We start from the raw sequence: 23,016 nt of genomic DNA, 5'->3' as shown, positions 1-23,016 counted from the left end.
ACGCTCCCACGAGAACTTGATCAGCTTGTCATCAGCGTATCCGCAGCCACCGACAATCGTCGGCGGACGGCCGAAGCCGCCCGCCGACGCGGAGGGGAGCCTTCCGCGTGAGCCGTCCGCGTGCCCCCGTACGCCACTTGTGGGGCACCCGGCGGCAACTACGAGGCCTGCCGGGCCTCTTCGCGAATCCTTTCCGCGATCTGCGGCGGCATCGGCTCGTGCCGCGCGTAGGAACGGTTGAAGCGCGCGGTGCCGTGCGAGAGGGAGCGCAGGTCCACGGCGTACCGCCCGATCTCGATCTCGGGCACCTCGGCCCGTACGACGGTACGGCCGCCGCTGGTCTGCTCCGTGCCCAGCACCCGGCCCCGCCGCCCGGACAGGTCGCTCATCACGGCGCCCACGTAGTCGTCGCCGACCAGCACGCTCACCTCGGCGACCGGCTCCAGCAGGTGGATCTTCACCTCGGCCGCGGCCTCCCGCAGCGCCAGCGCGCCCGCCGTCTGGAAGGCGGCGTCGGAGGAGTCCACGGAGTGCGCCTTGCCGTCGAGCAGCGTCACCCGGACGTCGATCAGCGGATAGCCGGCCGCGACTCCCTTGGCCGCCTGGGCCCGCACGCCCTTCTCGACCGACGGGATGAACTGCCGCGGCACCGCGCCGCCGATCACCTTGTCCACGAACTCGATGCCCGAGCCGCCGGGCAGCGGTTCCACCTCGATCTCGCAGATGGCGTACTGCCCGTGCCCGCCGGACTGCTTCACATGACGCCCGCGCCCGCCCGACTTGCCGGCGAACGTCTCCCGCAGGGAGACCTTGTGCGGTACGACGTCCACCTGGACGCCGTAGCGGCTGCGCAGCCTCTCCAGCGCCACGTCCGCGTGCGCCTCGCCCAGGCACCACAGCACCACCTGGTGGGTGTCCTGGTTCTGTTCGAGCCGCATCGTCGGGTCCTCGGCGACCAGCCGGGACAGGCCCTGCGAGAGCTTGTCCTCGTCGGCCTTGCTGTGCGCCTCGATGGCGAGCGGCAGCAGCGGGTCGGGCATCTGCCAGGGCTCCATCAGCAGCGGGTCGTCCTTGGCCGAGAGCGTGTCGCCGGTCTCGGCGCGGCTCAGCTTGGCCACGCACACCAGGTCGCCCGCGATGGCGTGGGTCACGGGCCGCTGCTGCTTGCCGAACGGCGTGGACAGCGCGCCGACGCGCTCGTCGACGTCGTGGTCCTCGTGCCCGCGGTCGGCGAGCCCGTGCCCGGAGACGTGCACCGTCTCGTCGGGGCGCAGGGTGCCGGAGAAGACGCGGACCAGGGAGACCCGGCCGACGTAGGGGTCGGACGCGGTCTTGACGACCTCGGCGACCAGCGGCCCCTGCGTGTCGCAGGCCTCGATCTCGCGCGGCTTGCCGTCGATGGTCGTGACCCCGGGCGTCGGGTGCTCGAACGGCGTCGGGAAGCCGCCCGTCACCAGTTCCAGCAGCTCGACCGTGCCGAGCCCCTGCCTGGCGCCCTCCGCCGCGGGGGCGGCGGCCAGCACCGGGAAGAACACCCCGCGCGCCACGGCCCGCTCCAGGTCCTCGACGAGCGTCTTGACGTCGATCTCCTCGCCGCCCAGATAGCGGTCCATGAGGGTCTCGTCCTCGCTCTCCGAGATGATCCCCTCGATCAGCCGGTTGCGGGCCTCCTCGATCTCCGGCAGCTGGTCCTCGCCCGGCTCGGACTCCTTGCGCTCCCCGGTGGAGTAGTCGAACAGCTTCTGCGACAGCAGCCCGACCAGGCCCGTCACGGGCGCGTGCCCGTCCGGGCCCTGGGGGCCGTGCAGCGGCGTGTAGAGCGGGAGCACGGCGTCCGGGTCGTCGCCGCCGAAGGCCTCCGCGCAGGTGCGCGTCATCTCCTCGAAGTTCGAGCGGGCGGCCTCCAGGTGCGTGATCACGATCGCCCGGGGCATGCCGACGGCCGCGCACTCCTCCCACACCATGCGCGTCGAGCCGTCCACGCCGTCGGAGGCGGAGACGACGAAAAGGGCCGCGTCCGCCGCTCGCAGACCGGCCCTGAGCTCACCGACGAAGTCGGCGTATCCGGGGGTGTCCAGAAGGTTGATCTTGATGCCGTCCCATTCGACCGGCACCAGGGAGAGCTGCACCGAACGGTTCTGCCGGTGCTCGATCTCGTCGTAGTCGGAGACGGTGCCGCCGTCCTCCACGCGGCCCGCCCGGTTCACCGCCCCCGCCGTCAGCGCGAGGGCCTCCACCAACGTCGTCTTGCCCGATCCGGAGTGGCCGACCAGCACCACATTCCGTACGGACGCGGGGTGGTCGGCCGCTGTTGCCCTGCCGGCGGCTCCGGGGTGTGCGTTCGCCTTGTCGCCCATGATCCTGCCTCCCGTGCACGGTGAGGTCACTGTGGGCGCGGGCGTGCCGGGCCGCGTGCGGTGACGGCTCCGATGACGCCCGCGGTTCTTCGAGCTTTCCACTCCCGTCACGGTGCGTCCATACGGAGGACGTGATCGTGCCCGTAGGTCCCCGCGCGACGGCCACAGGTCCTGCTCCGCGAGTGCCCGGCGGTCGCACACACGCGCGCGTGGCTACGATGGGCCAGCCGGTGGCCACAGGGGCCGAGCCGGTCACACCGACCGTCGGGAAGGCCATGCTGAACAAGTACGCGCGTGCATTCTTCACGCGTGTCCTCACGCCGTTCGCCGCGTTTCTCATCCGCCGGGGCGTCAGCCCGGACACGGTCACGCTGCTGGGCACCGCGGGCGTGGTCGCCGGAGCCCTGGTCTTCTACCCCATGGGCGAGTTCTTCTGGGGCACGGTCGTCATCACGCTGTTCGTCTTCTCCGACCTGGTCGACGGCAACATGGCCCGCCAGCTCGGACGCAGCAGCCGCTGGGGCGCGTTCCTCGACTCCACGCTCGACCGCGTCGCCGACGGCGCCATCTTCGGCGGATTCGCCCTCTGGTACGCGGGCCACGGCAACGACAACGTCCTGTGCGCCGTCTCCATCTTCTGCCTGGCCAGCGGCCAGGTGGTGTCGTACACGAAGGCCCGGGGCGAGTCGATCGGCCTGCCGGTCGCCGTCAACGGCCTCGTGGAGCGCGCCGAGCGCCTGGTCATCTCGCTCGTCGCGGCCGGACTAGCGGGCATGCACAAGTTCGGCGTGCCCGGGATCCAGTACCTGCTGCCCGTCGCCCTGTGGATCGTCGCCGTCGGCAGCCTCGTCACCCTCGTCCAGCGCGTCGTGACGGTCCGCCGCGAATCGGCCGAGGCCGAGGCGGCGGCCGGCGCCCAGGAGAGCGAGAATGCCTCCCAGGGGAGTGAGGCGGCGAAGTGACGTTCCGGGATCAGCTGACCGACGGGCTGTACGGCCTGGGCTGGAGCACGGTCAAGAAGCTTCCCGAGCCGGCCGCCGTGCGGCTCGGCCGGAGCATCGCCGACCTCGCCTGGAAGCGGCGCGGCAAGGGCGTGCAGCGCCTGGAGGCCAACTACGCGCGCGTGGTGCCGGGCGCGAGCCCCGAGCGCCTCGCCGAGCTCTCGCGCGCGGGCATGCGCTCCTACCTGCGCTACTGGATGGAGTCCTTCCGGCTGCCCACGTGGAGCGCCGAGCGGGTCAGGACGGGCTTCGAGCCCAAGGACCTGCACTACCTGACCGACGGGATCGCCGCCGGCAACGGCGTGATTCTCGCCCTGCCCCACATGGCCAACTGGGACCTGGCCGGCGCCTGGGTCACCACCGCGCTGGAGACGCCGTTCACCACGGTCGCCGAACGCCTCAAGCCCGAGAGCCTCTACGACCGTTTCGTCGCCTACCGCGAGGGCCTCGGCATGGAGGTCCTGCCGCACAGCGGCGGCACCGCCTTCGGCACCCTGGCCCGCCGGCTGCGCGACGGCGGCCTGGTCTGCCTGGTCGCCGAACGCGACCTGTCCTCCTCGGGCGTGGAGGTCCGCTTCTTCGGCGAGGCCACCCGGATGCCGGCCGGTCCGGCCCTGCTGGCCCAGCAGACCGGCGCGCTCCTGCTGCCGGTCACCCTCTGGTACGACGAGTCGCCCGTCATGCAGGGACGGGTGCATCCACCGGTCGAGGTCCCCGAGACAGGCAGCCGGGCCGAGAAGACGTCCTTCATGACACAGGCGCTGGCCGACGCCTTCGCCACCGGCATCGCCGACCATCCGGAGGACTGGCACATGCTGCAGCGGTTGTGGCTCAAGGACCTCGACCCCGCGCGTGATCCCGCCAAGGGGGCCTCGTGAGGATCGGCATCGTCTGCCCGTACTCCTGGGACGTACCGGGCGGCGTCCAGTTCCACATCCGCGACCTGGCGGAGTACTTCATCCGGCTCGGCCACGAGGTGTCCGTCCTGGCGCCCGCCGACGACGACACCCCGCTGCCGCCGTACGTCGTCTCGGCCGGCCGCGCGGTCCCGGTGCCCTACAACGGCTCGGTGGCCCGCCTGAACTTCGGTTTCCTCTCGGCGGCCCGGGTGCGCCGCTGGCTGCACGACGGCCACTTCGACGTCGTGCACATCCACGAGCCGACCTCCCCGTCGCTGGGCCTGCTGACCTGCTGGGCGGCGTCGGGCCCGATCGTGGCCACCTTCCACACCTCCAACCCGCGCTCCAAGGCGATGATCGCCGCGTACGCGATCCTCCAGGCCGCCCTGGAGAAGATCAGCGCGCGGATCGCGGTGAGCGAGTACGCCCGCCGCACCCTGGTCGAGCACCTCGGCGGCGACGCGGTCGTCATCCCGAACGGCGTGGACGTCGACTTCTTCGCCAAGGCCGAGCCCAACCCCGACTGGCAGGGCGACACGATCGGCTTCATCGGCCGCATCGACGAGCCGCGCAAGGGCCTGCCGGTGCTGATGCGGGCCCTGCCGAGGATCCTCGCGGCCCGGCCGCAGACCCGGCTGCTGGTCGCGGGCCGGGGCGACGAGGAGGAGGCGGTCGAGTCGCTGCCCGCCGAGCTGCGCTCCCGCGTCGAGTTCCTGGGCATGGTCAGCGACGAGGACAAGGCCCGCTTCCTGCGCAGTGTCGACCTCTACGTCGCCCCGAACACCGGCGGCGAGAGCTTCGGCATCATCCTGGTCGAGGCGATGTCGGCGGGCGCGCCGGTCCTCGCCTCCGACCTGGACGCCTTCGCGCAGGTCCTGGACCAGGGAGCGGCCGGCGAGCTGTTCCCCAACGAGGACTCCGACGCGCTGGCGGACGCGGCGGTACGGCTCCTCGGGGACCCCGAGCGCCGCGCCGAGCTGCGCGAGCGGGGCAGCGCGCACGTACGGCGGTTCGACTGGTCGACGGTCGGGGCGGACATCCTGTCCGTCTACGAGACGGTGACGGACGGCACGACGGCGGTCGCGGCGGCGGAGGACGGGCGGGCACCGGGGCTGCGGGCGCGGTTCGGGCTGGCCCGGGACTGATGCCCCTCGGGTGCGGTTCGGGCCGGCGCGGGACCGACGCCCGCCGCGGGCGCGGTGCGGATCGGCTCGGGTCTGGCGCCTCCGCCCGGCGCGGTGCGGGTCGGCCCGGGTCTGGCGCCTCCTCCGGGCGCGGTGCGGATCGGCGCGGGAGTGAGGCGCCGGTCGTGGGCGGTTCGGGCCGGCGCACGGGACCGATGCCCCCTCCGGGCGCCGTGACGTGCCCGGTAACGTGAGCGCCCGTGACCGCAACCCTGATCTGGATTTTCGTCGCCCTCGTCGCGATCGGCCTGTACCTGAGCTGGACCGCGGGCCGCCTGGACCGGCTGCACACCCGGATCGACGCCGCCCGCGCCGCCCTCGACGCCCAGTTGCTGCGCAGGGCGTCGGTGGCCCAGGAACTGGCCACCTCCGGCGTTCTCGACCCGGCCGCCTCGATCGTCCTGTACGAGGCCGCGCACGCAGCCCGGCAGGCCGAGGAGGAGCAGCGGGAGGTCGCCGAGAGCGAGCTGAGCCAGGCGCTGCGGGCCGTCTTCGCCGAGCACGCGCAGGTCGAGGTGGTGCGCGAGGTGCCCGGCGGTGAGGCGGCCACCCACGAGCTCACGGAGGCCGTGCGCCGGGTGCCGATGGCCCGCCGCTTCCACAACGACGCGGTCGGCGCGGCCCGGCGGCTGCGCGAGCACCGCAAGGTCCGCTGGTTCCGCCTGGCCGGTCACGCCCCCGTCCCGTCGTCCTTCGAGATGGACGACGAACCCCCGGCGGCCCTGGCGGACCGGACGGGGTGAGCCGGCGACCCGGCGGCGGGCGGTCCCGCTTCGGGCGGCCCCGCATCGGGCGGCTCGGAGACAAAACGATCCACCGGGTTGCCATTGGCCCTTGCCGTGGACTGGTGTGCTCGCGTTTCCTCGGGGATTGCAGAAACCCTCTTTCCCTTCAGTGAGGTCATCCGTGTCCAGCACGCTCTCCGAAAACCAGGCCCCCGAGACCGGCACCGCGCGCGTGAAGCGCGGTATGGCCGAGCAGCTCAAGGGCGGCGTGATCATGGACGTCGTCACGCCGGAGCAGGCGAAGATCGCCGAGGACGCGGGCGCCGTCGCCGTCATGGCCCTGGAGCGGGTCCCGGCCGACATCCGCAAGGACGGCGGCGTGGCCCGCATGTCCGACCCGGACATGATCGAGGGCATCATCGAGGCCGTCTCCATCCCGGTCATGGCCAAGTCCCGCATCGGCCACTTCGTCGAGGCCCAGGTCCTGCAGTCCCTCGGCGTCGACTACATCGACGAGTCCGAGGTCCTCACCCCGGCCGACGAGGTCAACCACTCCGACAAGTGGGCCTTCACCACCCCCTTCGTCTGCGGCGCCACCAACCTGGGCGAGGCCCTGCGCCGCATCGCCGAGGGCGCGGCCATGATCCGCTCCAAGGGCGAGGCCGGCACCGGCAACGTCGTCGAGGCCGTCCGCCACCTGCGCCAGATCAAGAACGAGATCGCCCGCCTGCGCGGCTACGACAACCACGAGCTGTACGCCGCCGCCAAGGAGCTGCGCGCCCCGTACGAGCTGGTCAAGGAGGTCGCCGAGCTCGGCAAGCTCCCCGTGGTGCTGTTCTCCGCCGGTGGCGTCGCCACCCCGGCCGACGCGGCCCTGATGCGCCAGCTCGGCGCCGAGGGCGTGTTCGTCGGCTCCGGCATCTTCAAGTCCGGCGACCCGGCCAAGCGCGCCGCCGCCATCGTCAAGGCCACCACCTTCTACGACGACCCGAAGATCATCGCGGACGCGTCCCGCAACCTCGGCGAGGCCATGGTCGGCATCAACTGCGACACCCTGCCCGAGGCCGAGCGCTACGCCAACCGCGGCTGGTAAGGCACCGGATCACATGAACACCCCCGTCATAGGCGTCCTGGCCCTCCAGGGCGACGTACGGGAGCACCTCATCGCCCTGGCCGCGGCCGACGCCGTGGCCAGGCCGGTCAGGCGCCCCGAAGAACTCGCCGAGGTGGACGGCCTCGTCATCCCCGGCGGCGAGTCCACCACCATCTCCAAGCTGGCCGTCCTCTTCGGCGTGATGGAGCCCCTCCGCGCGCGCGTGCGGACCGGCATGCCCGTCTACGGCACCTGCGCCGGCATGATCATGCTCGCCGACAAGATCCTCGACCCGCGCTCGGGCCAGGAGACCTTCGGCGGCATCGACATGATCGTGCGCCGCAACGCCTTCGGCCGGCAGAACGAGTCCTTCGAGGCGGCGGTCGACGTCAGAGGCGTCGAGGGCGATCCTGTAGAGGGCGTCTTCATCCGCGCCCCCTGGGTGGAGTCCGTCGGTGCCGAGACCGAGGTGCTCGCCGAGCACGAGGGCCACATCGTCGCGGTCCGCCAGGGCAACGCGCTCGCCACGTCGTTCCACCCGGAACTGACCGGCGACCACCGCGTGCACTCCCTGTTCGTCGACATGGTGCACGCGAACCGGGCGACGGAGTCCTAGTAGGATTCCTGCGTTCGTTGCAGAGATGGGTTACGCGAAGGAGACAGGCAGATGTCCGGCCACTCTAAATGGGCCACGACGAAGCACAAGAAGGCCGTGATCGACGCCAAGCGCGGCAAGCTCTTCGCGAAGCTGATCAAGAACATCGAGGTCGCGGCGCGCATGGGCGGCGTGGACCTCGACGGCAACCCGACGCTCTACGACGCCGTCCAGAAGGCCAAGAAGTCGTCGGTCCCGAACAAGAACATCGACTCCGCGATCAAGCGCGGCGGTGGTCTCGAGGCCGGCGGCGCCGACTACGAGACGATCATGTACGAGGGCTACGGCCCGAACGGCGTCGCGGTGCTCATCGAGTGCCTCACCGACAACCGCAACCGCGCCGCCTCCGACGTCCGCGTCGCCATGACCCGCAACGGCGGCTCCATGGCCGACCCCGGCTCGGTGTCGTACCTGTTCAACCGCAAGGGCGTCGTCATCGTCCCCAAGGGCGAGCTGTCCGAGGACGACGTCCTCGCCGCCGTCCTGGACGCGGGCGCCGAGGAGGTCAACGACCTGGGCGAGTCCTTCGAGGTGCTCAGCGAGGCCACCGACCTGGTCGCGGTCCGCACCGCCCTGCAGGACGCCGGGATCGACTACGACTCCGCCGAGGCCAACTTCGTCCCGACCATGCAGGTCGAGCTGGACGAGGAGGGCGCCAAGAAGATCTTCAAGCTGATCGACGCGCTCGAGGACAGCGACGACGTGCAGAACGTCTTCGCCAACTTCGACGTCAGCGACGAGGTCATGGAGAAGGTCGACGCGTAGCGCTGCCGCGGGCTGAGCGGTTTCCGGCGGGCCGATGGGACACGTCCCACCGGCCCGCCGCTGTTGTCAGTGGCAGCGGATAGCCTGACGGCAGTCAGTGATCACCGCACAGAGGGGAGGGGCGCGTGCGCGTACTCGGGGTGGACCCCGGGCTGACCCGGTGCGGGGTCGGCGTCGTCGAGGGGGTGGCGGGCCGGCCGCTGACCATGGTCGGCGTGGGTGTCGTACGGACGCCCGCGGACGCCGAACTGGGACACCGTCTCGTCGCGATCGAGCAGGGCATCGAGGCCTGGCTGGACGAGCACCGCCCCGAATTCGTCGCCGTGGAGCGGGTGTTCAGCCAGCACAACGTCCGGACCGTGATGGGCACCGCCCAGGCCAGCGCCGTCGCCATGCTCTGCGCCGCCCGCCGTGGCATCCCCGTGGCCCTGCACACCCCCAGCGAGGTCAAGGCGGCCGTCACCGGCAGCGGACGCGCCGACAAGGCCCAGGTCGGCGCCATGGTCACCCGCCTCCTGCGGCTCGACGCGCCCCCGAAGCCCGCCGACGCCGCCGACGCCCTCGCGCTCGCCATCTGCCACATCTGGCGCGCCCCCGCCCAGAACCGTCTCCAGCAGGCCGTGGCCCTGCACGCAGCCCAGGCGGCCAAGGCGGCCCAGGCATCATCGAAAGGCCGTATCGCATGATCGCGTTCGTCAGCGGCCCGGTCGCCGCCCTCGCACCCGACTCCGCGGTGGTCGAGGTGGGCGGGATCGGCATCGCCGTCCAGTGCACGCCCAACACCCTCTCCGGGCTGCGCATGGGCCAGCAGGCCAAGCTCGCCACCTCCCTGGTCGTACGGGAGGACTCGCTCACCCTGTACGGCTTCGTGGACGACGACGAACGCCAGGTCTTCGAGCTGCTGCAGACGGCGAGCGGAGTCGGCCCCCGCCTGGCCCAGGCGATGCTGGCCGTGCACAGCCCCGACGCCCTGCGCCGCGCGATCGCCACCAATGACGAGAGGGCCCTGACCGCCGTGCCCGGCATCGGCAAGAAGGGCGCCCAGAAACTGCTGCTGGAGCTGAAGGACCGGCTCGGCGAACCGGTCGGCGCCCCCGCGGTCGGCGCCCCCGTCACCCAGGGCTGGCGCGACCAGCTGCACGCCGCGCTCATCGGCCTGGGCTACGCCACCCGCGAGGCCGACGAGGCGGTGACCGCCGTGGCACCGCAGGCCGAGGCGGCCGAGGGCACCCCGCAGGTCGGCCAGCTGCTCAAGGCGGCCCTGCAGACCCTCAACCGCGCCCGCTGACCCCCTTCGAACCCGAGGCACACCACATGAACTGGGACGACACCACCGACACCTCCGCCGAGCGGCTCGTCGGTGCGTCCGCCGACCGTGAGGACCAGGCCGTCGAGGCCGCCCTGCGCCCCAAGGACCTGGGCGAGTTCATCGGCCAGGAGAAGGTCCGCGAGCAGCTCGACCTGGTGCTGCGCGCCGCCCGCGCGCGCGGCGCCACCGCCGACCACGTGCTCCTCTCCGGCGCCCCCGGCCTCGGCAAGACCACCCTCTCCATGATCATCGCGGCGGAGATGGGCGCCCCCATCCGCATCACCAGCGGACCCGCCATCCAGCACGCCGGCGACCTGGCCGCGATCCTGTCCTCCCTGCAGGAGGGCGAGGTCCTCTTCCTGGACGAGATCCACCGCATGTCCCGGCCCGCCGAGGAGATGCTCTACATGGCGATGGAGGACTTCCGCGTCGACGTCATCGTCGGCAAGGGCCCCGGCGCCACCGCGATCCCGCTCGAACTGCCCCCCTTCACCCTGGTCGGCGCCACCACCCGCGCGGGTCTGCTGCCGCCCCCGCTGCGCGACCGCTTCGGCTTCACCGCGCACATGGAGTTCTACGAGCCCGCCGAGCTGGAGCGCGTCATCCACCGCTCCGCCAACCTGCTCGACGTGGAGATCCAGGCCGACGGCGCCGCCGAGATCGCCGGCCGCTCCCGCGGCACGCCCCGCATCGCCAACCGCCTGCTGCGCCGCGTACGGGACTACGCCCAGGTCAAGGCCGACGGACTCATCACGCGCGACATCGCGGCCGCGGCCCTCGCGGTGTACGAGGTGGACGCCCGGGGCCTGGACCGCCTCGACCGCGGGGTGCTGGAGGCGCTGCTGAAGCTGTTCGGCGGCGGACCCGTCGGCCTGTCCACCCTCGCCGTCGCGGTGGGGGAGGAGCGCGAGACCGTCGAAGAGGTCGCCGAACCCTTCCTCGTACGGGAGGGACTGCTGGCCCGCACCCCGCGCGGACGGGTCGCCACGCCCGCCGCATGGGCGCATCTCGGCCTCACTCCGCCCCGGTCCGCTACTGCGGGAAACGGACAACAGGACCTGTTCGGGACGTGATGCCATTGTGACGGCGCAGGCATTGGCCGGGGCAGGAACCCAGGTGCCATGCTGAGCGTTGTTCCATGCGCGCGGACTCGCTTAGACTCCGCCGATGCCGCCTTTGTCGGCGGTATACATACCCCCATCCATGAGGCCGCTCTCCATCGCGGTCGTGCGAAGGAAATTCCGTCCCGTGAATATCACCATGCTCCTCCCGTTCATCGTGCTCATCGGGGCCATGTTCCTCATGACCCGTTCGGCCAAGCGCAAGCAGCAGCAGGCCCAGACGATGCGGAACGAGATGCAGCCCGGCAGCGGCGTCCGCACGATCGGGGGCATGTACGCGACGGTCAAGGAGGTCAACGAGGACACGGTCCTCCTGGACGCCGGCCCGGGCGTCGACCTCCTCTTCGCGAAGAACGCCATCGGTTCCGTGCTCAGCGATGACGAGTACAACCGCATCGTGCACGGCATCGAGCACGACCTGAAGTCCGACACCGACGTCGTCCCCGACGACGCCTCCTCCCTCACCGAGACCGACGACTCCGCCGACGAAGCTGCCGCCGCCTCCGACGACAAGTCCGTCGACCTCGGCAAGAAGGACGCGACCGAGGAGCCGGCCGACGAGACGGCCGCCACGGAGACGAAGTCGGACGAGGAGCCGAAGAAGACCGACGGCGACTCCGACGCGAAGTAGTCACGTCCCGGGGCGCGCGGCCGACCTCGCGCGCCCCGGGACGTGTCGTCTCGCACACGGGGATCCCGACACCATGTCATGGCCGACACCGCGCTGACCCGGCACGGAGCGGCCCGAGAGGGAGTACGAGAAGGTGGCAGCACCTAAAAAGGGCCGAAGCGCGAGCGCCCAGAGCAAGCCAGGGCGCTCGCTGGCCCTCATTCTGATCGCCATCGTGGCGCTCACCGCCGGCATGTTCGCCTCCGGCAACACCACTCCGCGCCTCGGCATCGACCTTGCGGGCGGTACGAGCATCACGCTGCGGGCGGTTCCGGAAAAGGGCCAGGAATCCGCGATCAACAAGACCAACATGAACACCGCGGTCGACATCATGAACCGCCGTGTCAATGGTCTCGGTGTCTCGGAGGCGGAGGTTCAGACCCAGGGCGACCGCAACATCATCGTCAACATCCCCAAGGGCACGAACTCCAAGGAAGCCCGCCAGCAGGTCGGCACCACCGCCAAGCTGTACTTCCGCCCGGTGCTCGCCACCGAGGTCTCCGGCGGCAGCGCGACGGCCAGCCCGTCCCCGAGCGCCACGGGCGGAGCGTCCGCCAAGCCGTCGGCCGGGGCGTCCGAGAAGGCCACCGGCAAGTCGACCGCGTCGCCCTCCGCGAGCGCCACCTCCCAGGGCCGCGCCGTCACCGACGGCCTCAAGGCGGACGCGACGCCGAGCGCCACCGCGTCCTCCGGCAGCAAGGCGTCCGCCAGCCCCACCCCGTCGGCGAGCGCCAGCTCCGCCGCCAGTGAAGCGGCCGCCAAGCTGCAGGCGCAGTACGCCGCTCTCGACTGCACCAAGAAGACGGTGCAGAACACCGCCGGCAAGAGCGCCAAGGCCACCGAGCCCACCGTCGCCTGCGGCAAGAACTCCTCCGGCCAGTGGCAGAAGTACGTCCTCGGCCCCGCCGCCGTCGACGGCACGGACGTGAAGAAGGCCCAGGCCGTCTTCAACACCCAGACCGCCGCCGGCTGGACCGTCACCATGGAGTTCACCTCCAAGGGCACCAAGAAGTTCGCCGACATCACCGGTCAGCTCGCCCAGAAGCAGACGCCGCAGAACCAGTTCGCGATCGTCCTCGACGGCAACGTGGTCTCCGACCCGTACGTCAAGGAGGCCCTCACCGGCGGCAGCGCGGAGATCTCCGGCAGCTTCAACCAGACGGAGGCCCAGGGCCTGGCGAACATGCTGTCGTACGGCGCCCTGCCGCTGACCTTCAAGGAGGACAGCGTCACCACGGTGACCGCCGCGCTCGGCGGCGAGCAGCTGCACGCCGGTCTGATCGCGGGCGCGATCGGCCTCGGCCTGGTCGTGATCTACCTGCTGATCTTCTACCGCGGCCTGTCGATGATCGCGATCCCCTCGCTGCTGGTCTCCGCGGCCCTCACCTACGCGATCATGTCGCTGCTCGGCGAGGCCATCGGCTTCGCGCTGAATCTGCCGGCGGTCTGCGGCGCCATCGTCGCCATCGGCATCACCGCGGACTCGTTCATCGTGTTCTTCGAACGCATCCGGGACGAGATCCGCGAGGGCCGCTCGCTGCGCCCCGCCGTCGAGCGGGCCTGGCCGCGCGCCCGGCGCACCATCCTGGTCTCCGACTTCGTGTCGTTCCTCGCCGCGGCGGTGCTGTTCATCGTCACCGTCGGCAAGGTCCAGGGCTTCGCGTTCACGCTGGGTCTGACCACGGTGCTGGACGTGGTCGTCGTCTTCCTCTTCACCAAGCCGCTGATGACGATCCTCGCCCGCCGGAAGTTCTTCGCCACCGGCCACAAGTGGTCCGGCCTGGACCCGAAGGCGCTGGGCGCGAAGCCACCGCTGCGCCGCACTCGTCGTCCCGCCCCCGTCGACCCGAAGGAGGCGTGAGATGTCGAAACTCGGCAGCCTCGGCGCCCGTCTGCACCGCGGCGAGGTCGGTTACGACTTCGTCGGCAACCGCAAGATCTGGTACGGCATCTCGATCCTGATCACCATCACGGCCATCGTCGGCCTGGCGGTGCGCGGCCTGAACATGGGCATCGAGTTCCAGGGCGGCGCCGTCTTCACCACGCCGCAGCACACCGCCGCCTCGGTGGCCCAGGCCGAGCGGTACGCGAAGGAGGCCTCGGGCCACGACGCGGTCGTCCAGAAGCTCGGCAACGGCAGCCTGCGCATCCAGGTCGCGGGCATCGACACCGGCAAGGCCGACAGCGTCTCGGCGCAGCTCGCGAAGGACATGAACTTCGCGGAGAAGGACGTCACCGCCGACCTGGTCGGCCCCAGCTGGGGCGAGCAGATCGCCGCCAAGGCCTGGCAGGGCCTGGCGATCTTCATGATCCTCGTGGTGATCTACCTGGCGATCGCGTTCGAGTGGCGCATGGCCGTCGCCGCGCTCGTCGCCCTGATCCACGACATCACGATCACCACCGGCATCTACGCCCTCGTCGGCTTCGAGGTCACGCCGGGCACGGTGATCGGTCTGCTCACGATCCTCGGTTACTCGCTCTACGACACGGTCGTCGTCTTCGACAGCCTCAAGGAGCAGACGAAGGACATCACCAAGCAGACCCGCTGGACCTACAGCGACGTCGCCAACCGCTCGATCAACAGCACCCTGATGCGGTCCATCAACACGACCGTGGTCGCGCTGCTGCCGGTCGCGGGCCTGCTGTTCATCGGTGGCGGGTTCCTGGGCGCCGGTGTCCTCAACGACATCTCGCTGTCGCTGTTCGTCGGCCTCGCGGCCGGTGCGTACTCCTCGATCTTCATCGCCACGCCGCTCGTCGCCGACCTCAAGGAGCGCGAGCCGCAGATGAAGGCGCTCAGGAAGCGCGTCCTCGCCAAGCGCGCCCAGACCGCCGCCGAGGGCGGGCAGCCCCAGCAGGAGACCGTGGACGACGGCTACGCCGACGAGCCCGAGGACGCCGCAGCGGCGGTCGTCGGCCCGCGCAACCAGCCCGCGTCCCGCAACCGCGGCCGCGGCCGTCCGTCGGGGAAGCGCCGATGACCGACATCCAGGAGCTGCTGCTCAGCCGTATCCGCGACGTCGCGGACTACCCGGAGCCGGGCGTGATGTTCAAGGACATCACCCCGCTCCTGGCGGACCCGGCGGCGTTCACGGCGCTCACCGACGCCCTCGCGGAGATCGCGGCGAGCACGGGCGCCACCAAGGTCGTCGGCCTGGAGGCCCGCGGCTTCATCCTCGGCGCCCCGGTCGCCGTCCGCGCCGGCCTCGGCTTCATCCCCGTTCGCAAGGCGGGCAAGCTCCCCGGAGCCACCCTCGCCCAGGCCTACGACCTGGAGTACGGCTCGGCGGAGATCGAGGTCCACGCCGAGGACCTGTCGGCCGACGACCGCGTCCTCATCGTCGACGACGTCCTCGCCACCGGCGGCACCGCCGAGGCCTCGATCCAGCTGATCCGCCGGGCGGGCGCCGAGGTGGCGGGCCTCGCGGTCCTGATGGAGCTGGGCTTCCTCGGCGGCCGAGCCCGCCTGGAGCCGGCCCTCGGGCTCTCCCCGCTGGAAGCACTGCTGGCGCTCTGATCCCGAGCCCGACGAGAACGGCCGTCCCGCCACCCGGGGACGGCCGTTCCGTTGTGACACGGGGTGCCGTCCGCGCCCCAGAGCGGCGCGGGGAACTGCGCGACAAGCCATATCCGATCCGCACCCGCCCACGCGCCTCAAGGCCCCCGCACCGGAGCCGCACCCGCCCCAGGAATCCCGCGGACGGGCCCCGTGTTTGTGGGGTAGACGGTCCTCACATCGGCCTGAAGGCGATCCTGAGGCCCAGGATCGCTACCATGGGTGCTCCGGAGCCTGACCGGGGGACCCGGATCGCGCACGAGGAGTCCTCTTGCCAGACGAGGCCCAGCACCTGACCGCCGCCAAGCCCGAGTCCGCCTCGGCAGCCGCGGCCAAGCCCGCGCCGACCGAACCGGTCGCCAAGAACGACACCCGCGGGCCGGTCGAGCACGCCCAGTCCGCGCCCGTCGACAAGTCGGCCGAGCAGGCCCGCCCCAAACCGGCCCCGTCCGACAGCCCGACGGCACCCGCGGTGCGCCCGAACACCGGTCAGCCCGCCCGCTCCGGCTCCTCCAACCGTGTACGCGCCCGCCTCGCGCGCCTCGGCGTACAGCGCTCCAACCCGTACAACCCGGTGCTGGAGCCGTTGCTGCGGATAGTGCGCAGCAACGACCCGAAGATCGAGACGGCCACGCTCCGCAAGATCGAGACGGCCTACCAGGTCGCCGAGCGCTGGCACCGCGGCCAGAAGCGCAAGAGCGGCGACCCGTACATCACGCACCCCCTCGCGGTGACCACGATCCTCGCCGAGCTGGGCATGGATCCGGCCACGCTGATGGCGGGCCTGCTGCACGACACCGTCGAGGACACCGAGTACGGCCTCGACCAGCTGCGCCGCGACTTCGGCGACTCCGTCGCCCTGCTCGTCGACGGCGTCACCAAGCTGGACAAGGTCAAGTTCGGCGAGGCCGCGCAGGCCGAGACCGTGCGCAAGATGGTCGTGGCCATGGCCAAGGACCCGCGCGTCCTGGTCATCAAGCTCGCCGACCGTCTGCACAACATGCGCACCATGCGCTATCTCAAGCGCGAGAAGCAGGAGAAGAAGGCGCGCGAGACGCTGGAGATCTACGCGCCGCTCGCCCACCGCCTGGGCATGAACACCATCAAGTGGGAGCTGGAGGACCTCGCCTTCGCGATCCTCTACCCCAAGATGTACGACGAGATCGTACGGCTGGTGGCGGAGCGGGCGCCGAAGCGCGACGAGTACCTGGCCATAGTGACCGACGAGGTGCAGCAGGACCTGCGCGCGGCCCGGATCAAGGCGACCGTCACCGGACGCCCGAAGCACTACTACAGCGTCTACCAGAAGATGATCGTCCGCGGCCGGGACTTCGCGGAGATCTACGACCTGGTCGGCATCCGCGTCCTCGTGGACACCGTCCGCGACTGCTACGCGGCCCTCGGCACCGTGCACGCCCGCTGGAACCCGGTTCCGGGGCGGTTCAAGGACTACATCGCGATGCCGAAGTTCAACATGTACCAGTCGCTGCACACGACGGTCATCGGCCCCAACGGCAAGCCCGTCGAGCTGCAGATCCGCACCTTCGACATGCACCGCCGCGCCGAGTACGGCATCGCCGCGCACTGGAAGTACAAGCAGGAGGCCGTCGCCGGTGCCTCCAAGGTGCGCACCGACGTGCCCAAGGCCGGCAAGAAGGACGACCACCTCAACGACATGGCGTGGCTGCGCCAGCTGCTGGACTGGCAGAAGGAGACCGAGGACCCGGGCGAGTTCCTGGAGTCCCTGCGCTTCGACCTGTCCCGCAACGAGGTCTTCGTCTTCACCCCGAAGGGCGACGTCATCGCGCTCCCGGCCGGTGCCACGCCGGTGGACTTCGCGTACGCGGTCCACACCGAGGTCGGCCACCGCACGATAGGAGCACGGGTCAACGGCCGCCTCGTACCGCTGGAGTCGACGCTCGACAACGGCGACCTGGTGGAGGTCTTCACCTCCAAGGCGGCCGGCGCCGGCCCCTCCCGTGACTGGCTGGGCTTCGTCAAGTCGCCGCGCGCCCGCAACAAGATCCGGGCGTGGTTCTCCAAGGAGCGCCGCGACGAGGCGATCGAGCAGGGCAAGGACGCCATCGTCCGCGCCATGCGCAAGCAGAACCTGCCGATCCAGCGCATCCTCACCGGCGACTCGCTGGTCACGCTCGCCCACGAGATGCGCTACTCCGACATCTCCGCCCTGTACGCGGCGATCGGCGAGGGCCATGTCTCCGCGCAGAACATCGTGCAGAAGCTCGTCTCCGCGCTCGGCGGCGAGGAGGCGGCCACCGAGGAGATCGATGAGACGGTCCCGCCCACCCGCAGCCGCCGCAAGCGGCGCTCCAGCTCCGACCCGGGCGTCATCGTCAAGGGCGTCGAGGACGTGTGGGTCAAGCTGGCCCGCTGCTGCACGCCCGTCCCCGGCGACCCGATCATCGGTTTCGTCACGCGGGGTAGTGGCGTATCGGTTCACCGCAGCGACTGCGTCAACGTCGAGTCACTGTCCCGCGAACCCGAACGCATCCTCGACGTCGAGTGGGCGCCCACCCAGTCCTCGGTCTTCCTGGTCGCCATCCAGGTCGAGGCCCTGGACCGCTCCCGGCTGCTGTCCGACGTCACCCGGGTCCTGTCCGACCAGCACGTCAACATCCTCTCGGCGGCCGTCCAGACCTCCCGCGACCGCGTCGCCACCTCGCGCTTCACCTTCGAGATGGGCGACCCCAAGCACCTGGGCCACGTCCTGAAGGCCGTACGCGGCGTCGAGGGCGTCTACGACGTCTACCGGGTCACATCGGCCCGCAACCGCACCTAGAGAGCACGAGAGGGGCCCCGTACGCGATGTACGGGGCCCCTCTCGTCGTATCCGCCGGGGGAGCGGACTAGCCGCCGAACTCCTGCAGGCCCTTCAGCGCCTGGTCCAGCAGGGCCTGGCGGCCCTCCAGCTCACGCTCGAGCTTGTCGGCCCTGGCGGTGTTGCCCTGGGCGCGCGCCTGCTCGATCTGGCCCTTGAGCTTGTCCACCGCGGCCTGGAGCTGGCCGGTCAGACCCTCGGCACGCGCGCGTGCCTCCGGGTTCGTCCGGCGCCACTCGGCCTCCTCGGCCTCCTGGATGGCCCGCTCCACCGCGTGCATCCGCCCCTCGACCTTCGGGCGGGCGTCGCGCGGCACATGGCCGATGGCCTCCCAGCGCTCGTTCACCGAGCGGAAGGCGGCCCGCGCGGTCCGCAGGTCCGTCACCGGGAGGATCTTCTCGGCCTCCTCGGCCAGCTCCTCCTTCAGCTTCAGGTTCTCCGACTGCTCCGCGTCCCGCTCGGCGAAGACCGAGCTGCGGGCGGCGAAGAACACGTCCTGGGCGCCGCGGAAGCGGTTCCACAGGTCGTCCTCGTGCTCTCGCTGCGCACGGCCCGCGGCCTTCCACTCGGCCATCAGCTCGCGGTAGCGGGCCGCCGTCGGACCCCAGTCCGTCGAGCCCGACAGCGCCTCGGCCTCGGAGACCAGCCGCTCCTTGGTCCGGCGGGCCTCCTCGCGCTGCGCGTCGAGCGCCGCGAAGTGCGCCTTGCGCCGCTTGGAGAACGCCGAGCGGGCGTGGGAGAAGCGGTGCCACAGCTCGTCGTCCGACTTGCGGTCCAGCCGCGGCAGGCCCTTCCAGGTGTCCACCAGCGCCCGCAGCCGCTCACCGGCGGCCCGCCACTGGTCGGACTGCGCCAGCTGCTCCGCCTCGGCGACCAGCTCCTCCTTGGCGTGCCGCGCCTCGTCGGACTGCTTGGCCCGCTGCTGCTTGCGCTCCTCCCGGCGGGCCTCGACGGTCTGGACGAGCTTGTCCAGCCGCTGCCGCAGCGCGTCCAGGTCGCCCACCGCGTGGTGGGCGTCGACCTGCTCGCGGATGTGGTCGATGGCCGCCTGGGCGTCCTTCGCGGACAGGTCGGTGGTCTTCACTCGCTTCTCGAGGAGGCCGATCTCCACAACCAGGCCCTCGTACTTGCGCTCGAAGTAGGCCAGCGCCTCCTCGGGGGAGCCGGCCTGCCAGGAGCCGACGACCTGCTCGCCGTCGGCCGTACGCACGTACACGGTCCCCGTCTCGTCGACGCGGCCCCACGGGTCGCTGCTCACAGCGCCTCCTCCACATGATGCCTGCGAGGGGCCTCACTGCCCCCGGGCATCGTCCACAGTTTCGTCACGGCCAACATAGGCGACGTGCGGGCGGCCTGTCCGCATCCCGCACGACCGAAATTTCGCACCTCGGGGTCGGTATGCGGTCCTCAGAGGATCAGGACTTCGTGACCGTGGCCTTGTTGATCACGACCGTCGCGTTCGGCGCGCCGTCGCCCTGCCCCGTGCTCTCGCCCGCGGCGGCGATCTTCTTGAGGACCTTCATGCCCGACGCGGACACGGTACCGAACGGTGTGTAGCTGGGCGGCAGCTGACTGTCCTGGTAGACGAGGAAGAACTGGCTGCCGCCGGTGTGCTTCTGCCCGGTGTTGGCCATCGCGATCGTGCCCGCCGGGTAGACACCGCCCTTCAGGCTTTTGTCCTTCAGGTTCTCGTCCGGGATCGTGTACCCGGGACCGCCGCTGCCGGAGCCCGTCGGGTCGCCGCACTGGAGCACGTAGATGCCGTTGGTGGTGAGCCGGTGGCACTTCGTGTGGTCGAAGAAGCCCTTCGAGGCGAGGAAGTCGAAGGAGTTCACGGTGTGCGGGGCCGCCGACGTCTTCAGCGCGATGTCTATGTCACCGCACGTCGTGGCGAGCTTCATCGTGTACTTCGCCGACTTGTCGATCGTGACCGCCGGCTCCTTCTTCCAGCTGAGCTTCTTCACCGAGCCCGCCGCCGGCTTGGCGCACGGGTCCGGAGCCTTGCTGGTGGGCGTGGCGCTGGGCGTCGTCTGGGAGCTGGCGTTGGCCTTGTCGTCGCCCTTCATCACCCCGGTCGTGTACAGGGCGACGCTGCCGATCAGGATCACGCCGAGCACCGACGCGATCACCGAGTTGCGCATGCGTGCCTTGCGCCGCGCCTCCGTACGCCGTTGCTGCTGCCGCAGAAACTTCTCCCGCGCGAGCTGCCGCTTCCGCTGTTCCTGGCTGACCACCGGGTTTTCTCCTCATGCGTCTCGTACGCCGACTGGGACGCGTGCGTCTTGTGAGCCGACCGCCTGCGTGTGCCCCGTACCGTATATGGGTTCGCTGAGGATTCGGCAGCGCCGGTAGGCTCTGGCAGTGGCTGTGGTCGCTCGTTCACGGCCACCGCAGCCGCCCGTACCGACACAACGAAGGACGATCGTGCTCATTGCCGGGTTCCCCGCCGGGGCCTGGGGGACGAACTGTTATCTCGTCGCCCCCGCCGCCGGTGAGGAGTGCGTGATCATCGACCCGGGCCACCAGGCCGCCGAAGGAGTCGAGGAAGCGCTGAAGAAGCATCGGCTCAAGCCCGTCGCCGTCGTCCTCACCCATGGCCACATCGACCATGTGGCCTCGGTCGTCCCGGTGTGCGGCGCGCACGACGTGCCCGCCTGGATCCACCCCGAGGACCGCTACATGATGGCGGACCCCGAGAAGGCGCTCGGCCGTTCCATCGGGATGCCGCTCATGGGCGAGCTGACCGTGGGGGAGCCGGACGACGTCAGGGAGCTGGCCGACGGCGCGCAACTGAAGCTGGCGGGACTGGAGTTCTCCGTCGCGCACGCGCCGGGCCATACCAAGGGGTCGGTGACCTTCCGGATGCCCGAGACGACCGACGTCCCGTCGGTGTTCTTCTCCGGGGATCTGCTGTTCGCCGGCTCCATCGGACGCACCGACCTGCCCGGCGGTGACATGGCCGAGATGCTCGACTCGCTGGCCCGCGTGTGCCTGCCGCTCGACGACTCGACCGTGGTGCTGTCCGGCCACGGCGCCCAGACGACCATCGGCCAGGAGCGCGCCACCAACCCGTATCTGCGGCAGGTGGCCGCCGGCCAGGGAGCCGCAGAGGCTCCCCGACGAGGAATGTGACGAGAGACTTCGTGAGCACCTTCAAGGCCCCCAAGGGCACGTACGACCTGATCCCGCCGGACTCCGCGAAGTTCCTGGCGGTGCGCGAGGCGATCGCCGCCCCGCTGCGCGCCGCCGGCTACGGCTACATCGAGACCCCCGGCTTCGAGAGCGTCGAGCTGTTCGCGCGCGGTGTCGGCGAGTCCACCGACATCGTGACCAAGGAGATGTACGCCTTCGAGACCAAGGGCGGCGACCGGCTCGCCCTGCGCCCCGAGGGCACCGCCTCCGTGCTGCGCGCCGCTCTGGAAGCCAACCTGCACAAGACGGGCAACCTCCCCGTCAAGCTCTGGTACTCCGGCTCGTACTACCGCTACGAGCGCCCGCAGAAGGGCCGTTACCGCCACTTCTCGCAGGTCGGCGCCGAGGCGATCGGCGCGGAGGACCCGGCGCTCGACGCCGAGCTGATCATCCTCGCCGACCAGGCGTACCGCTCGCTGGGCCTCAGCGACTTCCGCATCCTGCTCAACAGCCTGGGCGACAAGGAGTGCCGTCCGGTCTACCGGGCCGCGCTGCAGGACTTCCTGCGCGGTCTCGACCTCGACGAGGACACCCTGCGCCGCGCCGAGATCAACCCGCTGCGCGTCCTGGACGACAAGCGCGAGTCCGTGCAGAAGCAGCTGGGGGAGGCCCCGCTGCTGCGCGACTACCTCTGCGACGCCTGCAAGGCGTACCACGAGGAGGTCCGTGAGCTGATCACGGCGGCGGGCGTGGCCTTCGAGGACGACCCCAAGCTGGTGCGCGGCCTGGACTACTACACCCGTACGACCTTCGAGTTCGTGCACGACGGTCTGGGCTCGCAGTCCGCGGTGGGCGGCGGCGGCCGCTACGACGGCCTGTCGGAGATGATCGGCGGCCCCGCGCTGCCGTCCGTCGGCTGGGCCCTCGGCGTCGACCGCACGGTCCTGGCCCTGGAGGCGGAGGGCGTCGAGCTCGAACTGCCCTCCACCACCAGCGTGTTCGCGGTACCCCTCGGCGAGGAGGCCCGCCGAATCCTGTTCGCGAAGGTCACCGAACTGCGCAAGGTCGGCGTCGCCGCGGACTTCTCCTACGGCGCCAAGGGCCTCAAGGGCGCGATGAAGAACGCCAACCGCAGCGGCGCCCGCTACGCGATCGTCGCCGGCGAACGCGACCTCGCCGAGGGCGTCGTCCAGCTCAAGGACATGGAGTCCGGCGAGCAGACGGCCATCGGCGTGAACGAGATCGTGGCGGAGCTGGAGTCACGGCTCGGCTGACGACGGGACAAGGGCGCCGGAGACCGCTCCGGCGCCCTTCTCACTGCTCCAGCAACCCGAACCGCATGGCGCTGGTCACCGCGGCCGTGCGGTCGTCGACGCCCAACTTGCCGAAGGCGCGCAGCAGATGGGTCTTCACGGTCGACTCGCCGATGCCCTGTCGTTGTGCGGCTGCCGCCGCGGGGGCCGTCGTCCGATCTGCGTGTTCATGCGGTTGTGGGGTTCGTCGTCATTGGTCGAGCAGTCCGTGGCGCATGGCGCTGGTCACCGCGGCCGTGCGGTCGTCGACGCCCAACTTGCCGAAGGCGCGCAGCAGATGGGTCTTCACGGTCGACTCGCCGATGCCCTGTCGTTGTGCGGCTGCCGCCGCGGGGGCCGTCGTCCGATCTGCGTGTTCATGCGGTTGTGGGGTTCGTCGTCATTGGTCGAGCAGTCC

The 23,016-nt window shown here is 70.8% G+C and carries 20 protein-coding genes and 2 pseudogenes; 17 read left to right on the top strand and 5 right to left on the bottom strand.

Going from position 1 to position 23,016, the window contains the following annotated elements:
* Window positions 1-158 precede the first annotated feature (158 nt).
* Window positions 159-2,357, bottom strand: coding sequence for an elongation factor G-like protein EF-G2 (locus tag M8J74_RS09360; RefSeq protein WP_249835933.1), 2,199 nt, complete (start codon window positions 2,355-2,357; stop codon window positions 159-161).
* Between the two features lie 218 nt (window positions 2,358-2,575).
* Between M8J74_RS09360 and pgsA the strand changes: the two genes are divergently transcribed.
* The 15 genes from pgsA (at window position 2,576) to M8J74_RS09285 (ending at window position 18,135) form a co-directional block, all read left to right on the top strand.
* Entirely contained in the window at window positions 2,576-3,319 is a 744-nt protein-coding gene (gene pgsA / locus M8J74_RS09355; RefSeq protein ID WP_249835957.1) for a phosphatidylinositol phosphate synthase, read from the top strand.
* The gene (locus tag M8J74_RS09350; protein ID WP_249835932.1) at window positions 3,316-4,236 is read left to right on the top strand and encodes a phosphatidylinositol mannoside acyltransferase; all 921 of its coding nucleotides are present in this window, start codon (window positions 3,316-3,318) and stop codon (window positions 4,234-4,236) included. Before pgsA ends, M8J74_RS09350 begins: the two co-directional genes overlap by 4 nt.
* Entirely contained in the window at window positions 4,233-5,402 is a 1,170-nt protein-coding gene (locus M8J74_RS09345) for a glycosyltransferase family 4 protein (protein WP_249835931.1), read from the top strand. Before M8J74_RS09350 ends, M8J74_RS09345 begins: the two co-directional genes overlap by 4 nt.
* Window positions 5,403-5,641: 239 nt before the next feature.
* Complete coding sequence (locus tag M8J74_RS09340; protein WP_249835930.1) at window positions 5,642-6,184, top strand: LemA family protein; 543 nt, start codon at window positions 5,642-5,644, stop codon at window positions 6,182-6,184.
* A 163-nt stretch (window positions 6,185-6,347) separates the two neighbouring features.
* The gene (gene pdxS, locus M8J74_RS09335) at window positions 6,348-7,259 is read left to right on the top strand and encodes a pyridoxal 5'-phosphate synthase lyase subunit PdxS (protein WP_058926477.1); all 912 of its coding nucleotides are present in this window, start codon (window positions 6,348-6,350) and stop codon (window positions 7,257-7,259) included.
* A gap of 13 nt (window positions 7,260-7,272) precedes the next feature.
* Window positions 7,273-7,875, top strand: a complete 603-nt coding sequence (pdxT, locus tag M8J74_RS09330; protein ID WP_249835929.1) for a pyridoxal 5'-phosphate synthase glutaminase subunit PdxT — start codon at window positions 7,273-7,275, stop codon at window positions 7,873-7,875.
* A 51-nt stretch (window positions 7,876-7,926) separates the two neighbouring features.
* Window positions 7,927-8,679, top strand: a complete 753-nt coding sequence (locus tag M8J74_RS09325; protein ID WP_142150513.1) for a YebC/PmpR family DNA-binding transcriptional regulator — start codon at window positions 7,927-7,929, stop codon at window positions 8,677-8,679.
* 125 nt (window positions 8,680-8,804) lie between these two features.
* Window positions 8,805-9,365, top strand: a complete 561-nt coding sequence (gene ruvC, locus M8J74_RS09320; RefSeq protein ID WP_058926480.1) for a crossover junction endodeoxyribonuclease RuvC — start codon at window positions 8,805-8,807, stop codon at window positions 9,363-9,365.
* Window positions 9,362-9,967 carry a Holliday junction branch migration protein RuvA gene (gene ruvA, locus M8J74_RS09315; protein ID WP_249835928.1) on the top strand — a complete coding sequence of 202 codons (606 nt, stop codon included), beginning with the start codon at window positions 9,362-9,364 and terminating at the stop codon, window positions 9,965-9,967. Before ruvC ends, ruvA begins: the two co-directional genes overlap by 4 nt.
* A 26-nt stretch (window positions 9,968-9,993) precedes the next feature.
* The gene (gene ruvB / locus M8J74_RS09310) at window positions 9,994-11,061 is read left to right on the top strand and encodes a Holliday junction branch migration DNA helicase RuvB (protein ID WP_058926482.1); all 1,068 of its coding nucleotides are present in this window, start codon (window positions 9,994-9,996) and stop codon (window positions 11,059-11,061) included.
* Window positions 11,062-11,248: 187 nt separating this feature from the next.
* Window positions 11,249-11,740: a preprotein translocase subunit YajC gene (gene yajC / locus M8J74_RS09305; protein ID WP_283947964.1), complete on the top strand. Its 492-nt coding sequence runs from the start codon at window positions 11,249-11,251 to the stop codon at window positions 11,738-11,740.
* Between the two features lie 133 nt (window positions 11,741-11,873).
* Window positions 11,874-13,640, top strand: a complete 1,767-nt coding sequence (secD, locus tag M8J74_RS09300) for a protein translocase subunit SecD (RefSeq protein WP_249835926.1) — start codon at window positions 11,874-11,876, stop codon at window positions 13,638-13,640.
* Between the two features lies 1 nt (window position 13,641).
* Window positions 13,642-14,760 carry a protein translocase subunit SecF gene (gene secF / locus M8J74_RS09295; protein WP_058926485.1) on the top strand — a complete coding sequence of 373 codons (1,119 nt, stop codon included), beginning with the start codon at window positions 13,642-13,644 and terminating at the stop codon, window positions 14,758-14,760.
* Window positions 14,757-15,296 (top strand): adenine phosphoribosyltransferase, encoded by a 540-nt coding sequence (locus tag M8J74_RS09290; RefSeq protein WP_249835925.1) that lies wholly within the window; start codon window positions 14,757-14,759, stop codon window positions 15,294-15,296. Before secF ends, M8J74_RS09290 begins: the two co-directional genes overlap by 4 nt.
* A gap of 310 nt (window positions 15,297-15,606) precedes the next feature.
* Window positions 15,607-18,135 carry a RelA/SpoT family protein gene (locus M8J74_RS09285; protein WP_249835924.1) on the top strand — a complete coding sequence of 843 codons (2,529 nt, stop codon included), beginning with the start codon at window positions 15,607-15,609 and terminating at the stop codon, window positions 18,133-18,135.
* A gap of 67 nt (window positions 18,136-18,202) precedes the next feature.
* Here the strand turns inward: M8J74_RS09285 and M8J74_RS09280 are convergent, their stop codons facing one another.
* Together M8J74_RS09280 and M8J74_RS09275 are read right to left on the bottom strand one after the other, a co-directional pair.
* Window positions 18,203-19,432: a DUF349 domain-containing protein gene (locus M8J74_RS09280; RefSeq protein WP_249835923.1), complete on the bottom strand. Its 1,230-nt coding sequence runs from the start codon at window positions 19,430-19,432 to the stop codon at window positions 18,203-18,205.
* A 157-nt stretch (window positions 19,433-19,589) separates the two neighbouring features.
* A complete protein-coding gene (locus M8J74_RS09275) occupies window positions 19,590-20,408 on the bottom strand; it encodes a peptidylprolyl isomerase (protein WP_249835922.1) in 819 nt (272 codons plus the stop codon).
* Window positions 20,409-20,598: 190 nt separating this feature from the next.
* Between M8J74_RS09275 and M8J74_RS09270 the strand changes: the two genes are divergently transcribed.
* Window positions 20,599-21,306 (top strand): MBL fold metallo-hydrolase, encoded by a 708-nt coding sequence (locus M8J74_RS09270; RefSeq protein ID WP_249835921.1) that lies wholly within the window; start codon window positions 20,599-20,601, stop codon window positions 21,304-21,306.
* Window positions 21,307-21,317: 11 nt separating this feature from the next.
* Window positions 21,318-22,580, top strand: a complete 1,263-nt coding sequence (hisS, locus tag M8J74_RS09265; RefSeq protein ID WP_249835920.1) for a histidine--tRNA ligase — start codon at window positions 21,318-21,320, stop codon at window positions 22,578-22,580.
* A gap of 40 nt (window positions 22,581-22,620) precedes the next feature.
* Here hisS and M8J74_RS45135 read toward each other — a convergent pair.
* Window positions 22,621-22,743 (bottom strand): annotated as a pseudogene (locus M8J74_RS45135) (DNA-binding response regulator); the annotation flags it as partial.
* Between the two features lie 66 nt (window positions 22,744-22,809).
* Window positions 22,810-22,932 (bottom strand): annotated as a pseudogene (locus M8J74_RS44795) (DNA-binding response regulator); the annotation flags it as partial.
* Window positions 22,933-23,016: the final 84 nt, after the last annotated feature.

It is taken from the genome of Streptomyces panaciradicis (genome assembly GCF_023516615.1).
Classification (GTDB): Bacteria; Actinomycetota; Actinomycetes; order Streptomycetales; family Streptomycetaceae; genus Streptomyces; species Streptomyces panaciradicis.
The sequence above is the reverse complement of the archived record's forward strand: the minus strand, read 5'-3'. Positions and strand labels throughout refer to the sequence as shown.